This is a genomic window from Paractinoplanes aksuensis (assembly GCF_024137025.1).
GTDB classification, from domain to species: domain Bacteria; phylum Actinomycetota; class Actinomycetes; order Mycobacteriales; family Micromonosporaceae; genus Actinoplanes; species Actinoplanes aksuensis.
In genome coordinates this window covers 13791-28188 of record NZ_JAMYJR010000068.1, presented here as the reverse complement: position 1 = coordinate 28188, position 14398 = coordinate 13791, and the positions used below count along the sequence as shown (strand labels likewise).

Below are 14398 nucleotides of genomic sequence, written 5' to 3'. Positions count from 1 at the left end.
CAGCAGTAGGCGGCCCGGCGGCCCGAGGCGGCGCGGTGGTCGGTGGCCCCGACGGCAGCGGCCCGGCGGCCCGAGGCGGGGCGGCAGTGGGTGGTGCGGCTGTAGGCGGCCCGGCGGCTCGGGGCGGGGCAACCGTGGGCGGCCCCGCGACCGGTGATCCGGCTGAAGTGGGGGCGGCTCGGAGTGGCCCGGTGCGAGGTGCGGCCGGTGCGGCGTCGGTCGGGGCGGCCTCCGTGAGTGTTCCGGGTGTGGCCAAGGCCGCCGCCCGGGTGGGGGCCGCGCGCCCCGAGGCACCGGGCCGGGCCGGCATCGACGGGGGCGCGGACGGCGTACCCCCGCGGGGTGAAGCCGGCGCGACCCGGATGAGCTCGCCCGTGATCGGGGCCAAGGCCGCCGCGGCCAAGGCGGCCGCCTCGGCGGACGAGGACGACGACAACAAGCGTGGTGGCTTCCGCGAACAACTGCGGACCCAGCGCAAGATGCGCCTGGTGACCCTGGTCTCCCTCGCGATCGTGGTGCTGGTCGTGCTGCCCGCGTTCTTCGGGGTGCGGGCGGCCGGCAACGACCCGGTCTTCGGCTCGCTCGACTCGCTGTCGGTGCCGGCGTGGGCCGAGCAGAAGGTCGACGACAAGAGCGACGGCAGCCGGTGGTGCTTCATCGACTGCACGTTCCGGGAGCGCACCGCCCAGTCGCAGCAGCCCATCAAGGAGACCACCGCGGCGTACACCTCGGCCCTGACCAGCGCCGGCTGGGCGCCCTGGAAGGTCGGCGAGTGCCCCGAGGTGCAGATCGCCAAGGACGACCCCACCACCTACAGCTGCTTCAAGCGGGACGAGTTCACACTGGATCTGCGGGTCAGCGTGCCCGAGTGCGAGGTCGACCAGGTCGCGGCGAACGACCCGTCGCTGGCCGGGGCGACCGCGCCTCCGGTGCCGGCCGCGGGCGAGTGTGTCGGGTCGGCCGTGAGCATCAAGGTGCAGAACGCCATCGCCGACACCCGGGGCAAGCCCCAACCGCAGGAGAGCCAGTTCACCGGCGAGACGCCCGACACTGTGGTCACCGAGGATCCGCTCCTGGAGCCGACACCCTCGGCGTCGTGACGCGGGCTGCGGTCACGGACGGTAGGGTCTGCACGTTGCCCCGCCGAATAGTGACCTTGTAAGGGAGAAGCGCCTGATGGACGCCGGAGAAATCGCAGGCCTGATCGCGGCGGGCGCCTTTCTGATGCTCGTCATCGTGCTCGCCGTGCCGATCCTCAAGCTCGGCCGCACGGTCGACGCCGCCACCCGGGCGATCAACGACGTGACCGACCGCACCGGCCCGCTGCTGACCGACGTGAACGAGACCGTTCGTGGTGTGAATGCCACCCTGGGTCAGGTGCAGGTCTCTTTGGACGGTGTCAACGTCCAGCTGGCCAAGGTCGACACGATCACCGAGCACGCCGCGCACGTCACCGCCAACGTGGCCAACCTGTCCACGGTCGTGGCCGCCGCGGCCGCCAACCCGCTGGTCAAGGTGGCCTCGTTCGGGTACGGCCTGCGCAAGACGGTCGCCGCCCGCCGCAACGCCGAGGAGGCGCGCGAGGTGCGCGAGACCCTCAAGCAGCGCCGCAAGGCCGCCCGCCGCTAGTTCTTCTTCAGAAGGGAACCACCCGCTATGAAGCGGCTGCTCTGGCTGGGCGTGGGCCTGGCCGTCGGCGCGATCGTCGTCCGCAAGCTCACTCAGAAGGCCAACGAGTTCACCCCCACCGGCATTGCCACCTCCGTGTCGCAATCCGCTGGCGGGCTGGTCGAGTCGGTGCGTAGCTTCGTGGATGACGTCCGCGTGCTCGCGGCTGACCGCGAGGAACAGATCAACAAGGCTTTCGCCGAGGGTGAGCTGTACGTGAACGACGAGGACGACGAGGACGAAGGCGGCCCGGGCGGCCGGAAGGGGAACCGATGAAGACGGCGGAGATCAAGCGGCGCTACCTGGCGCATTTCGAGGCCAACGGGCACACGGTCGTGCCGAGTGCCCCGCTGCCCGCTATCGACGACCCCAACCTGCTGTTCATCAACGCCGGCATGGTCCAGTTCGTGCCGTACTTCCTGGGTCAGCGCACCCCGGCCTTCAAGCGCGCGGTCAGCGTGCAGAAGTGCATCCGCACGCCCGACATCGACGAGGTCGGCAAGACGTCGCGGCACGGCACGTTCTTCCAGATGAACGGCAACTTCTCGTTCGGCGACTACTTCAAAGAGGGCGCGATCAAGCTCGCCTGGGAGCTGGTCACCAACCCGGTCGCCGAGGGCGGTTACGGCCTCGACCCGGAGCGCATCTGGCCGACGGTCTATCAGACCGACGACGAGGCGTACGCGTTCTGGAAGGCGATCGGGGTGCCCGAGGCGCGCATCGTGCGCCGCGACGAGAAGGACAACTTCTGGTCGATGGGCATCCCCGGTCCGGCCGGCCCGTGCTCCGAGATCTTCTACGACCGCGGCCCCGAGTACGGCCGCGAGGGTGGCCCGGCGGTCGACGAGGACCGTTACATGGAGATCTGGAACCTGGTCTTCATGCAGTACGACATCGCCGACGTGAAGTCGAAGACCGACTTCCGGATCGTCTCGGACCTGCCCAACAAGAACATCGACACCGGCATGGGCCTCGAGCGCGTCGCGTCGGTCCTGCAGAACGTCGACAACCTGTACGAGATCGACGAGGTCCGCCCGATCCTGCAGCGCGCGGCCGAGATGACCGGCAAGGTCTACGGCGCCCGCTCCGGGCACGTGGCCGGGGAGTCGCACCCCGACGACGTACGCCTGCGGGTCATCGCCGACCACGTGCGCACGGCGCTGATGCTCATCGGTGACGGTGTCACGCCCAGCAACGAGGGCCGCGGTTACGTGCTGCGGCGGATCATGCGCCGGGCCATCCGGTCGATCCGCCTGCTGGGCTGGCAGGCGCCGGCGCTGCCCGAGCTGCTGCCGGTGGCGCGCGACTGCATGGCACCGTCGTACCCCGAGCTGGCCGAGGAGTTCGGCCGGATCTCGACGTACGCGTACGCCGAGGAGGACGCGTTCCTGTCCACGCTGCGCGCGGGCACGACGATCCTGGACACGGCGATCACCGACACCCGCGCCAAGGGCGGCAAAGCGCTCAGCGGCGACCAGGCCTTCCAGCTGCACGACACGTACGGCTTCCCGATCGACCTGACCCTCGAGATCGCGCAGGAGCAGGGCCTCGAGGTCGACCAGGACGGCTTCCGCCGGCTCATGGCCGACCAGCGGTCGCGGGCGAAGGCGGACGCGGCGGCCCGCAAGACCGGTCACGCGGACCTCTCGGCGTACCGGAACGCCCTTGATCTTGGCGGTCCGGTCGAGTTCACCGGCTACCAAGAGGTGCAGCGTGAGTCGCGTGTCCGCGCCCTGATCGGTGGCAGCGGCGCGGTCGAGGTGGCCGGCGAGGGCGACTTCGTCGAGCTGGTGCTCGACACCACGCCGTTCTATGCCGAGGGCGGTGGCCAGCAGGCCGACACCGGCATCATCAAGGTCGGCGGCGGGCAGCTCGAGATCGTCGACGTGCAGCAGCCGCTGCCGGGTCTGATCGTGCACAAGGCGCGGGTGATCCGGGGCGAGGTTCGTACGGGCGAATCGGCCGAGGCCGAGATCGACGTGACCCGGCGCAAGGCGATCTCGCGCTCGCACACGGCGACCCACCTGATCCACCAGACGATGCGCGCGTTCCTGGGCGAGTCGGCGACCCAGGCCGGCTCGTTGAACGCCCCGGGCCGCCTGCGGTTCGACTTCAACACGCCGGGGGCCGTCTCGCCCGCGGTGCTGAACGACGTGGAGCAGCAGGTCAACGAGGTGCTGCTGCGTGACCTGGAAGTTCACGCGTTCGTCACCTCGCAGGAGGAAGCGCGCCGGCTGGGTGCGATGGCGCTGTTCGGTGAGAAGTACGGCGATGAGGTCCGTGTGGTTGAAGTCGGCGACTACGCACGTGAGTTGTGCGGTGGCACGCACGTCGCCCGCTCGGGTCAGCTGGGGCTCGTGAAGATCCTCAACGAGTCGTCGATCGGCTCCGGCGTGCGCCGGGTCGAGGCCCTGGTCGGCATCGACGCGTTCGGCTTCCTGGCCAAGGAGCACCTGCTGGTCAGCCGGCTGGCCGAGCTGTTCCGGGTGCCCGGCGACCAGGTCGCGGACAGGGTCGAGCAGACGGTCACCGCGCTGCGCGACGCCGAGAAGGAGCTCGAGAAGATGCGGGCCCAGATGGTGCTGGGCGGCGCCGGCACGCTGGCCGCGCAGGCCAAGGACCTGCGCGGGGTGGCGTTCGTCGGCACCGAAGCGCCCGAGGGCGCGGCCGGCAACGACGTGCGTACGCTGGCCCAGGAAGTTCGCGGCAAGATCGACGCGGCCCGGCCCGCGGTGGTCGCGGTGGCGGCCCGGTCCAACGGCAAGGCGTCGCTCATCGTGGCGATCAACGGCGCCGCCAAGAGCCGCGGGCTGTCCGCGGCCGATCTGGTCAAGGGCGCGCTGTCCGGCCGGGGTGGCGGCAACGCCGATCTGGCTCAGGGTGGTGGCTTGCCGGCCGACCAGGTGCCGGTACTTTTGGCGGCGGTGGAGAAGGCGGTGGACGAAGCCGCCGGTTGATTGTGACTACGGAGGGTGGTCAGGTGAGCGCACTGTCGCGGGGTAGGCGACTGGGCGTCGATGTAGGTAAGGTGCGCGTCGGGGTCGCGATCAGTGACCCTGACGGGATCCTGGCCACCCCCCTGGTCACGGTGCCCCGTGACATGGGCGCGGCAGCCGATGCCGTGCCCGGCGACATAGCAGAGCTCGTCCGCCTCGTGGGGGAACACGAGGTGGTGCAGATCGTGGTGGGACTCCCGGTTCGCCTGAACGGGGCCGAGGGACCTGCCGCCATCGACATTCGTGCGTACGCTGGGCGACTGGTGTCCGCGGTCGGCGAGGTGCCGGTCGCGCTGGCGGACGAAAGGATGTCGACCGTGGTCGCGACCCGTAGGCTGGCCGAGCGAGGCGTCCGGGGCAAGCGCCAACGGGCGGTCGTCGACCAGGCGGCCGCGGTGGAGATCCTGCAGAGCTGGCTGGACGCGCAGCGGAGGCAGAGATGATCGACGAGCTGGACCTGGCTTTCGACGAGCACGCCGAGAAAGGCAAGCCCCGCCACCGGCGGGGCGCCCGTGGTGGCAAGAAGGGCTCGGGCAAGTCCGGCATCGCCTTCGTCATGGCATTTGTCCTGTTGGCCGCGCTCGGCGGTGGTGCCTTCTTCGGCTACAACAAGGTCAAAGACTTCTTCACCGCGGCCGATTACGACGGTGCGGGCGGCGACCCGGTCCAGGTGAACATCGAGAAGAACGCGACGCTGACCGATATCGGCAACGCGCTGGTCGAGGTCGACGTCGTCAAGAGCACCAAAGCCTTCGTGAACGCGGCGGACGAGAACCCCAAGGGCAAGAACATCCAGTCCGGCACGTACAACATGAAGAAGCAGATGTCGGCCGAGAACGCCGTGACCCTGCTGCTCGACCCCAAGACGCGCGTCACCCGTGGTGTCACGCTGCGTGAGGGTCTCACGATGATGCAGACGTTCGACCTGCTGGCCAAGGGCACGAAGATCCCGTACGACGACTTCGTCGAGGCCGCGAAAGACCCGGAAGCCCTGGGCGTGCCCGACTTCTGGTTCAACCGCCGCGACGGCAAGCAGGCCAAGAAGACGGTCGAGGGTTTCCTGTTCCCCGACACGTACGAGTTCGACCCCAAGCTCGACGCCAAGGGCGTCCTCGAGGTCATGGTGGCCAAGTTCCTGGGCACGGTCGAGGAGCTCGGCTTCGTCGACACCGTGCAGAAGAACCTCTCGGTCTCGCCGTTCGAGGCGCTCATCGTGGCCTCGCTGGCCCAGGCCGAGTCGGGCGCCGACCCCGACACCCCGAAGATCGCCCGGGTCGCCTACAACCGCACGTACAAGCAGAAGCCGGCCATGCCGCTCCAGTTCGACGTGACGGCCAACTACTGGCTGCAGCTCAAGGGCAGCGCGGCCAAGCACTCGGGCCAGCTCTCCAAGACCGAGCTGAACGATCCGAAGAACCCGTACAACTCGGTGAGCCAGGCCGGCCTGACCCCCGGCCCGATCGACAACCCGGGCCGCAAGGCGCTCGAGGCCGCGATGAAGCCGGCCACCGGCCCGTGGCTGTTCTTCGTGGCCGTCGACAAAAAGGGCAACTCAGCCTTCGCCGTCACCGACGCCCAGCACGAGGCCAACATCAACAAGGCGTGCGCCAACGGCATCGACCTGAACTGCAAGGACTAGCCTGGTCGGCGTGACCACGCCCCTGTCCCGCCGCCGCGCGGCTGTGTGCGGCCGGCCGATCGCCCACTCGCTGTCGCCGGTGATCCACAACGCCGGCTTCGCGGCGGCCGGGCTGTCGGGCTGGTCGTACACGTCCTTCGAGTGCGGCTCGGCCGATCTGGCCGGCCTGATCGATGGCCTCGGCCCCGAGTGGGCCGGCCTGTCGCTGACCATGCCGCTCAAGGAAGAAGCCCTGCGGCTGGCCGCGGCCGCGACTCCGGTCGCGGTCGCGATCGGCGCGGCCAACACGCTGGTACGGCGGGACGACGGCACCTGGCAGGCCGACAACACCGACGTGACCGGCATGGTGCGCGTGCTGCGCGAGGCCGGCCTCAAACCCGCCCCTGCGGTGACCGTGCTCGGCGGCGGCGGCACCGCCCGCGCCGCCCTGGCCGCGGCGGCCCAGCTCGGCGGCTCGGCCGTGTCGATGGTGACCCGCCGCCCCGAGGCGTTCACCGAACTGCTGCCGGTGGCCGACGCGCTGGGCATCACCCTGCTCGGCGTCCCCTGGAGCCGCGCCCCCGAGGCGTTCTCGGCCGACGCCGTCATCTCCACCGTCCCCAAGGGCGCCGCCGACCGCCTGGCCACCGAGGTTGCCTGGCGCGACGGCACCGTGCTGTTCGACGCCATCTACGACCCCTGGCCGACACCCCTGGCCGCCTCGGCCCAGACCCACGGCGTACCCGTGCTCTCCGGTCTGGATCTGCTCCTGGCCCAAGCCCTGAGCCAGTTCGAGCAGTTCACGGGCGTCACCCCGGCCCCCGAACAAGCCATGCGCAGCGCCCTGTTCGAGGCGGCCGCCGCCCGGGTCGCGAGCTGAATCAGTCGGCCACCGCGAGCACCGGCGCGGAGTACTGCTCCACCGTCTGCACCATCCAGAACGCGGCGAACAGCCCGGCCACGACGATCTCAGCGCTCACCGTGCGCCGGGGGAGTCGGGAGCGTCCAGCCATCTGTCCTCGAACCAACAGCGCCGCCGGAATTCCGGAAAGCGGGACGGCGGCAGGCCTGCGGCGGCCGGTATCCGCGACGTGCCAGACTGTGACCCGTGTTGCGCTGGCTGACCGCAGGTGAATCGCACGGACCCGCCCTCGTCGCGTTGCTCGAGGGGGTGCCCGCCGGTGTCGAGGTGACGACGGCCGAGATCGGGCGCGACCTCGCGCGCCGCCGTCTGGGTTACGGCCGCGGCGCCCGCATGAAGTTCGAGCAGGACGTCGTCGAGGTCATCGGCGGCATCCGGCACGGGCTCACGCTGGGCAGCCCCGTCGCGATCCGGGTGGCCAACTCCGAGTGGCCCAAGTGGGAGACCGTCATGGCGGCCGACCCCGTGCCCGAGGACGAGCTGGCCGCGCAGGCCCGCAACGCCCCGCTGACCCGCCCCCGCCCGGGCCACGCCGACCTGGCCGGCATGCAGAAGTACGGGCACACCGACGCCCGCCCGATCCTCGAGCGGGCCAGCGCCCGCGAGACCGCGGCCCGCGTCGCCGTCGGTGTGGTCGCCAAGAACCTGATCAAGCAGGCGCTCGGCATCGAGGTCGTCTCGCACGTGATCGAGCTGGGCTCGGTCGCGGCCAAGTCCGGCCTGATCCCCACCCCCGAGGACGCCGAGCGCATCGACGCCGACCCGCTGCGCTGCCTCGACCCCGAGGCCAGCGCGCGCATGGTGGCCGAGGTCGACGCGGCCAAGAGCGACGCCGACACGCTCGGCGGCATCGTCGAGGTGCTGGCGTACGGCGTACCCCCGGGCCTGGGTTCGCACGTGCAGTGGGACCGCAAGCTCGACTCCCGGCTGGCCGCCGCCCTCATGTCGATCCAGTCGGTCAAGGGTGTCGAGATCGGCGACGGTTTCACCCAGGCCCGCTCGCGCGGTTCGGTGGCCCACGACGAGATCGTCCCCACCGCCGACGGCGTGAAGCGGGTGACCGACCGGGCCGGCGGCCTCGAGGGCGGCATCACCAACGGCGAGCCGCTGCGGGTGCGGGCCGCGCTCAAGCCGATCTCGTCGCTCAACCGCGCGCTGCAGACGATCGACGTGGTGACGGGCGAGGCGACGACGGCGATCAACCAGCGCTCCGACGTGGTCGCCGTGCCCGCCGGGGCCATCGTGGCCGAGGCCATGGTCGCGCTGGTGCTGGCCGAGGCCGCGGTCGAGAAGTTCGGTGGCGACTCGGTGGCCGAGATCAAGCGCAACCTGGCCGGCTACCTCGACGCCCTGGTCATCCGCTGATGGCGCCGCGGGCCGTCTTCGTGGGCGCCCCCGGCGCCGGCAAGTCGACGATCGGGCTTTTGACAGCGGAGCTTCTGGAAACAGAGTTCGCCGACGCCGACACGATCATCGAGGGCCGGGCCGGCAAGCCCATCCCCGAGATCTTCATCGACGACGGCGAGGACACCTTCCGCGCCCTGGAACGCGAGACGATCGCCACCGCGCTCGAGGAGTTCGACGGCATCCTGGCCCTGGGCGGCGGCGCGATCCTGCACGACGGCACCCGTGAGCTGCTGAGGAAGCACACCGTGGTCTACCTGTCGGTCGACCTGAGCGACGCGGTCAAGCGGGTCGGTCTCGGCGCGGGCCGCCCACTGCTGGCCATCAACCCGCGCGCGACCCTGAAATACCTGCTCGACCAGCGCCGCCCGCTGTATGCCGAGGTGGCCACGTACACGATAAAGACCGACGGCCGCGAGCCCGACGAGATCGCCACCGAGGCCGCCGCCCTGCTGCAGAGCTGATCGACGTGACGCGCGTGCGGCCGGCGGTGCTCAGAGCACTCCGCCGCCGCGCGAGCGGGCTGATCTTCGTCGTGGGCGAGCACGGCAGCGGTCGCACGGCCACCCTGACCGCGTTCGCGGCCGAACTGCGCCGGGACGACGAGCCGCCCGCCGTGCTGACCCACCGGTTCGCCGGCGAGCCGCCCGCGCACATGGTCGCGGCCCTGCTCGACCAGTGTCCGCAGGCCGTGGGACCGCTGGCGGGACGGCACCTGGACGAGCCGGGCGACCTGCTGGCCCTGCTGCGGATCGCCACCCGCGAACGGCCCGTGGTGTTCCTGCTCGACGACTTCTCGCGGTCCGACCTGGTCTGGTGGCGGCTGTTCCTGCGTGACGGCGAGGCCGAGCTGGCCCGGATGCCCCTGCTGATCGTGGCCGCCCTCGACGCCGTCGACGGCCCGGACGTCCGCCACCAGGATCTGGTCGCCGGGCTCGAATCGTGGTTCGCCTCGACCGTCCGGATGGACCCGGTGCTACCGGCCGAGCTCGAGAAGACGGTCGGCAGCCGGATCGCCGAGCCGCTCCGCACCCACGTGTTCGAGCTGGTCGGCGGGGCCGCGGGCCGGGTCGAGGACCTGTGGCACGAGTTGCTCGACGACGGCGCGATCGAGGCCGGCCCGGACGAGTGGAACTGGCGCTGGGGTGGCCCCGAGAACTGCGCCGACTTCGTCCGCACCGTGTTCGACCGCCGCATCCGCGAGTGCTGCGCGACCCCGCAGCAGCGCGAACTGGCCTGGGCCGTACTCCGGATGGCCGCTCTCGAAGGTGTCGAGTTCACCCCCTCCGCGGTGGCCGCCGCGCTGCACCGCCTCGGCGTCGCCGGGTGTGACGACCCGGACGGGGTGGTCGACTTCATCGACGACGTGCTCGCCGGCCCCGACCTGCTCGAAGTGGACGACGTCGCCCGGTTCGTCTATCGCGCCCGCTTCACCCGGCCGGGGCACGCGGAGGCGCTACGCCGCTTCGGGCTGGACGACGAGGAGCGCCGGCGCTGGGCCGCGGCGCTGGGTCCGGCGTACGCCGCTCCGGAGCTGACCGACCGGCGCCGGCGCGGGCTGATGCGGGCCGAGGCGGCCGGCCCGCTGGATCACCGCCTCCACGCCGAGCATCTGATGCGCCGGGCCGCCGAGGACCCATGGCAGGCGGTGGAGTTGAGCCGGCAGGCGCTGCGCGAGGCGGAGCGCTCCGGTTCGGCCGACACCGTCACGCGGTCGCTGGTCGCGGTGGCCGAGACCTTATGGCAGCTCGATCGCTTCGCCGAGGCCCGGACGTACGCGGCTCGGGCCGGCGCCCACCGGCCCGCCCAGGTCGTCCTGGCGTCGTGCCACATCGCCATCGCCGAGGACGGTGATCTGGCCGAGGCCGCCCGGCTCGCCGACGGACTGCTGGCCACGGCCGGATCCGACCTCGAACGGCAGACCGCCCGAGCCCTCCGAGCGCAGGTGGAGGCGGCCGAGCTGGTCGAGACGGGCGCGCTGTCCGAGGCCCGCGACGTGTTACTGGCCACCCCGGCCGTCGACGGCCTGCGGCTGCTGCGGGCGATCGCCGACCGCTTGGGCGACACTGCGATCGCTGACGAACTGGCCCACCTCATGCTCGTACGGGCCTGGGGCGACACCCTACGCCGAGCCCGCGCCGAGCAGGACGCCGAGGTCGCCCGCCTGTCCGCCGCCCTCGACGACCTCGGCCCCTACCTGCGCGCGCTGCACGATCAGGCCTGACCCTCCAGGCGTTCGATGCGTTCGATCAAAGGCGCCAATTCCTGGCGTACGGCGGTCAGCAGGTCCGGGGCCGGCCCGGTGTTCTTGCGCAGGTGGGCATAGCCGGTCAGCGCCGCCGCCACCGCACGCCGGGTCGCCTTGGCCTCGATGCCCCGCGCCCGCAGCAGCTCACCGGCCGCGCCGTCGGGCTCGGCCGCCAGCGCGATCAGCAGATGCTCACACCCGACGTAGTTGTTGCCCAGCCCCAGCGCCTCACCCGCCGCCAGTTCCAGCGCCGCCGCGGCCTTCGGGCTGAACCGCAGACCCTCGGCCTGGGCCCCCGGCTCGGGCGTGGTCGGCGCGATCAGCGAACCCGGGCTGACATCCATCGCCGTGAGCAGCTGCAGCGCCAGGTTGCTGCCCTCGGCCAGGACGCCGTGCAGCAGATCGCCGGTGCTGACCGTGGCCGCGCCGGCCGTCCGGGCTCGCTCGGCGGCCAGCGTGAGCACGGTGATCAGGCGCCCGGTGAGGCTCGGGAACTGCTCGGCCAGGACCGCCGCGTCGACGTCGGTCAGCACGGCCTGGCGGATCGTGGTGATGCGGCGGACCGCCTGGTCGAGCGCGCGCTGGCAGACCGCGCTGACCGGCACCCCCGTCTCGCGGACGGCCTCGGCCAGATCATCGGGCAGGTACACGTTGATTTTCGGCATGGCTCAGTTGTAACCCCGATGGGGGCATAAAGATATAACCCCATTTTCGTACGATCGGGTGCCGATAAAGTCTGCGCCGTGGTTACACGTATTTCGGTGAGTGGTGACCGTCCGTACGAGGTCCTCGTCGGCCGGGACCTGGCGGGCGAGCTGCCGTCGTTGATCGAGGGCGCGGCCCGGGCGGCGGTGCTGTTCGCCGCCCCGCTGCGTGATCAGGCGGCCCGCGTGGCCGCCGCGGCCGGCGTGCCGACGGTGATGATCGAGGTGCCCGACGCCGAGCGGGGCAAGACCGTCGAGGTCGCCGCCCAGTGCTGGGACGAGCTGGGCCGGAACAACTTCACCCGGACGGATGTCGTGATCGGCGTCGGCGGCGGCGCGGTCACCGACCTGGCCGGCTGGGTCGCCGCGAGCTGGCTGCGCGGGGTGCGCTGGGTGCCCGTCTCGACCTCGCTGCTCGGCATGGTCGACGCGTCGGTCGGCGGCAAGACCGGGGTCAACATCGCCGCCGGCAAGAACCTGGTCGGCGCGTTCCACCCGCCGGCCGGCGTGCTGTGCGACCTCGACTCGCTGCGTACCCTGCCCGCCGACGACCTGCTGGCCGGCCTGGCCGAGGTGGTCAAGTGCGGGTTCATCGCCGACCCGGTCATCCTCGAGGAGATCGAGAGTGACCCCGCCGCCGCTGTCGACCCCGACGGGCCGATGCTGCGTGAGCTGGCCGAACGCGCGATCCGGGTCAAGGCCGAGGTGGTGGGCGCCGACCTCAAGGAGTCCGGCCTGCGCGAGATCCTCAACTACGGCCACACGCTGGGCCACGCGATCGAGAAGCGTGAGAAGTACACCTGGAAGCACGGCCACGCCGTCTCGGTCGGCATGATCTTCGCGGCCGCCCTGTCACACCTGTCCGGGCGGCTCGACGAGCAGACCGCGGCCCGGCACCGCGCGATCCTGGAATCGCTCGGGCTGCCGACCTCTTACTCAGCCGAGGCCTGGCCCGAGCTGCTCAGCGCCATGCGGGTCGACAAGAAGACCCGGGCCGCCACGCTGCGCTTCGTGGTGCTCGACGACCTGGCCGAACCCGGGATCCTGAGCGGGCCCGACGAGGCGTTGCTGCGCTCGGCGTACGCCGAGGTGGCGCGATGATCTACGTGTTGAACGGCCCCAACCTGGGCCGGCTGGGCACCCGGCAGCCCGAGATCTACGGCTCCACGACGTACGCGGACCTGGTTGATCTCTGCCTGGTGACGGGCAAACGGCTGGGCCTCGAGGTCGAGGTGCGCCAGACCGACGCCGAGTTCGAAATGATCAAGTGGCTGCACCGGGCGGCCGACGAGGGCGCCGACGTGGTGCTCAATCCGGCGGCGTGGAGTCACTACAACATCGCCATCCGCGACGCGGCGGCTCTGCTCCGCGGCCGCCTCGTCGAAGTGCACATCAGCAACATCCACTCCCGCGAGGAGTTCCGGCACCATTCGGTCATCTCGGCCGTTGCCACCGGAGTCGTCGCGGGCCTGGGTGTCGATGGTTACCGTCTGGCGCTCGAGCACCTGGCCCGATTCGTCGGTTAGGCCGCGACGTCGGTAAACTCGGTCGGTCACCCACCTCAATTCCACAACAGCAGGGCAGGACATGGCTTCCACGAACGACCTGAAGAACGGCCTGGTGCTCAACCTCGACGGCGACCTCTGGTCCGTCGTGGAGTTCCAGCACGTCAAGCCGGGTAAGGGTGGGGCGTTCGTGCGCACCACGCTCAAGAACGTGCTCTCCGGCAAGGTCGTCGACAAGACCTTCAACGCCGGCACCAAGGTCGAGACCGCGACGGTCGACAAGCGCACGATGCAGTACCTCTACCAGGACGGCGAAGACTTCGTCTTCATGGACCTGGACACGTTCGACCAGATCACGGTGCAGGCCGGCACGGTCGGTGAGAACGCCAACTACCTGCTGCCCGAGGCCGAGGCCACGGTCGCCACCCACGAGGGTGTCCCGCTCTACATCGAGCTGCCGACCAGCGTCTTCCTCGAGGTCACCTACACCGAGCCGGGTCTGCAGGGCGACCGCTCGACCGGCGGCACCAAGCCGGCCACGGTCGAGACCGGCGCCACGGTCAACGTGCCGCTGTTCATCACCACCGGCGAGAAGATCAAGGTCGACACCCGCGACGGCCGTTACCTCGGTCGTTCCTGAGATGTCGGAAGGTCCCAAGACGACGCAGATGCCCGCGCGCCGCAAGGCCCGCAAGCGGGCCCTCGACGTGCTCTACGAGGCCGACCTGCGCGACCTGCCCCCGCGGCAGGTGCTGGCGACCTACCTCGAGCGCATCGCGAAGCCCCGCCCCGACCACCTCGACTACACGGTCGGCCTGGTCGAGGGCGTGGCCGAACACCTCGACCGCATCGACGAGCTGATCGCCAGCTACGCCGAGGGCTGGACGATCGACCGCATGCCGGTGATCGACCGCAACCTGGCCCGCATCGCCGTCTACGAGCTGCTCTACGTCTCCGAGATCGACGACCCGGTCGCGATCACCGAGGCGGTCGAGCTGGCCAAGCAGATGTCCACGGACGACAGCCCGCGCTTCCTCAACGGCATCCTCGGGCGGATCGCGGAATTCGCCACCCGCTAGGTGTCATCGTGAGAGCCCCGATCGCTGATGGTGATCGGGGTTTTCGCTGCTCAAAAACTTACCGTGTGCTGAGCAACGCTCACTGATCGCGCCAATTCCGGCAACGAAGTCGATCATCGTAGATGCGGCGGCCACGATGGGTGATGTCGGCCGACGGACTCCGGACGCGAAAAAGCCCGCGCGGGGCGCGGGCTTTTCGGTCTCGGGACCACGGCCGGATGTGGAGTGCGGCGCGGTCGGGGGGAAGGGGGATG

Annotated in this window: 15 protein-coding genes; 14 read left to right on the top strand and 1 reads right to left on the bottom strand. The window is 70.7% G+C overall.

Annotation, left to right across the window (positions count from 1 at the left end; all coding sequences use genetic code 11):
• The 10 genes from M1L60_RS45820 to M1L60_RS45775 all read left to right on the top strand — a co-directional run.
• The coding region (locus tag M1L60_RS45820) for a hypothetical protein (RefSeq protein WP_253243914.1) at window positions 1-1100 on the top strand (1100 nt) is incomplete at its 5' end.
• A gap of 76 nt (window positions 1101-1176) precedes the next feature.
• Window positions 1177-1629, top strand: coding sequence for a DUF948 domain-containing protein (locus M1L60_RS45815; RefSeq protein ID WP_253243913.1), 453 nt, complete (start codon window positions 1177-1179; stop codon window positions 1627-1629).
• Between the two features lie 27 nt (window positions 1630-1656).
• The gene (locus M1L60_RS45810) at window positions 1657-1944 is read left to right on the top strand and encodes a hypothetical protein (protein WP_253243912.1); all 288 of its coding nucleotides are present in this window, start codon (window positions 1657-1659) and stop codon (window positions 1942-1944) included.
• Window positions 1941-4625 carry an alanine--tRNA ligase gene (gene alaS / locus M1L60_RS45805; RefSeq protein WP_253243911.1) on the top strand — a complete coding sequence of 895 codons (2685 nt, stop codon included), beginning with the start codon at window positions 1941-1943 and terminating at the stop codon, window positions 4623-4625. The genes M1L60_RS45810 and alaS overlap by 4 nt, the downstream gene beginning before the upstream one ends.
• Before the next feature lie 23 nt (window positions 4626-4648).
• On the top strand, window positions 4649-5107 hold the full coding sequence (gene ruvX / locus M1L60_RS45800; protein ID WP_253243910.1) for a Holliday junction resolvase RuvX: 459 nt from the start codon (window positions 4649-4651) through the stop codon (window positions 5105-5107).
• A complete protein-coding gene (gene mltG, locus M1L60_RS45795; RefSeq protein ID WP_253243909.1) occupies window positions 5104-6303 on the top strand; it encodes an endolytic transglycosylase MltG in 1200 nt (399 codons plus the stop codon). Before ruvX ends, mltG begins: the two co-directional genes overlap by 4 nt.
• 10 nt (window positions 6304-6313) lie before the next feature.
• Complete coding sequence (locus M1L60_RS45790; RefSeq protein ID WP_308208645.1) at window positions 6314-7162, top strand: shikimate dehydrogenase; 849 nt, start codon at window positions 6314-6316, stop codon at window positions 7160-7162.
• A 228-nt stretch (window positions 7163-7390) separates the two neighbouring features.
• Window positions 7391-8569: a chorismate synthase gene (gene aroC / locus M1L60_RS45785; RefSeq protein ID WP_253243908.1), complete on the top strand. Its 1179-nt coding sequence runs from the start codon at window positions 7391-7393 to the stop codon at window positions 8567-8569.
• Window positions 8569-9072: a shikimate kinase gene (locus M1L60_RS45780; RefSeq protein ID WP_253243907.1), complete on the top strand. Its 504-nt coding sequence runs from the start codon at window positions 8569-8571 to the stop codon at window positions 9070-9072. Before aroC ends, M1L60_RS45780 begins: the two co-directional genes overlap by 1 nt.
• A gap of 5 nt (window positions 9073-9077) precedes the next feature.
• Window positions 9078-10832 (top strand): SMC family protein, encoded by a 1755-nt coding sequence (locus M1L60_RS45775; RefSeq protein ID WP_253243906.1) that lies wholly within the window; start codon window positions 9078-9080, stop codon window positions 10830-10832.
• Here the strand turns inward: M1L60_RS45775 and M1L60_RS45770 are convergent.
• Window positions 10823-11521, bottom strand: coding sequence for a Clp protease N-terminal domain-containing protein (locus tag M1L60_RS45770; RefSeq protein WP_253243905.1), 699 nt, complete (start codon window positions 11519-11521; stop codon window positions 10823-10825). The genes M1L60_RS45775 and M1L60_RS45770 overlap by 10 nt on opposite strands.
• 78 nt (window positions 11522-11599) lie before the next feature.
• On the opposite strand from M1L60_RS45770, the gene aroB reads away from it, so the two are divergent.
• From aroB to nusB, 4 genes are all read left to right on the top strand, one after another.
• The gene (aroB, locus tag M1L60_RS45765) at window positions 11600-12661 is read left to right on the top strand and encodes a 3-dehydroquinate synthase (protein WP_253243904.1); all 1062 of its coding nucleotides are present in this window, start codon (window positions 11600-11602) and stop codon (window positions 12659-12661) included.
• The gene (gene aroQ, locus M1L60_RS45760) at window positions 12658-13086 is read left to right on the top strand and encodes a type II 3-dehydroquinate dehydratase (protein ID WP_253243903.1); all 429 of its coding nucleotides are present in this window, start codon (window positions 12658-12660) and stop codon (window positions 13084-13086) included. Before aroB ends, aroQ begins: the two co-directional genes overlap by 4 nt.
• Before the next feature lie 61 nt (window positions 13087-13147).
• Window positions 13148-13705, top strand: coding sequence for an elongation factor P (efp, locus tag M1L60_RS45755; RefSeq protein ID WP_221378037.1), 558 nt, complete (start codon window positions 13148-13150; stop codon window positions 13703-13705).
• A gap of 28 nt (window positions 13706-13733) precedes the next feature.
• A complete protein-coding gene (gene nusB / locus M1L60_RS45750; RefSeq protein ID WP_253243915.1) occupies window positions 13734-14144 on the top strand; it encodes a transcription antitermination factor NusB in 411 nt (136 codons plus the stop codon).
• Window positions 14145-14398: the final 254 nt, after the last annotated feature.

Bases quoted from the DNA above. Each gene is read 5' to 3' on its own strand.
- M1L60_RS45770 (WP_253243905.1), bottom strand. From the start codon at position 11,521: ATGCCGAAAATCAACGTGTACCTGCCCGATGATCTGGCCGAGGCCGTC.
- M1L60_RS45815 (WP_253243913.1), top strand. From the start codon at position 1,177: ATGGACGCCGGAGAAATCGCAGGCCTGATCGCGGCGGGCGCCTTTCTG.
- efp (WP_221378037.1), top strand. From the start codon at position 13,148: ATGGCTTCCACGAACGACCTGAAGAACGGCCTGGTGCTCAACCTCGAC.
- mltG (WP_253243909.1), top strand. From the start codon at position 5,104: ATGATCGACGAGCTGGACCTGGCTTTCGACGAGCACGCCGAGAAAGGC.
- alaS (WP_253243911.1), top strand. From the start codon at position 1,941: ATGAAGACGGCGGAGATCAAGCGGCGCTACCTGGCGCATTTCGAGGCC.
- M1L60_RS45810 (WP_253243912.1), top strand. From the start codon at position 1,657: ATGAAGCGGCTGCTCTGGCTGGGCGTGGGCCTGGCCGTCGGCGCGATC.
- aroQ (WP_253243903.1), top strand. From the start codon at position 12,658: ATGATCTACGTGTTGAACGGCCCCAACCTGGGCCGGCTGGGCACCCGG.
- M1L60_RS45780 (WP_253243907.1), top strand. From the start codon at position 8,569: ATGGCGCCGCGGGCCGTCTTCGTGGGCGCCCCCGGCGCCGGCAAGTCG.
- nusB (WP_253243915.1), top strand. From the start codon at position 13,734: ATGCCCGCGCGCCGCAAGGCCCGCAAGCGGGCCCTCGACGTGCTCTAC.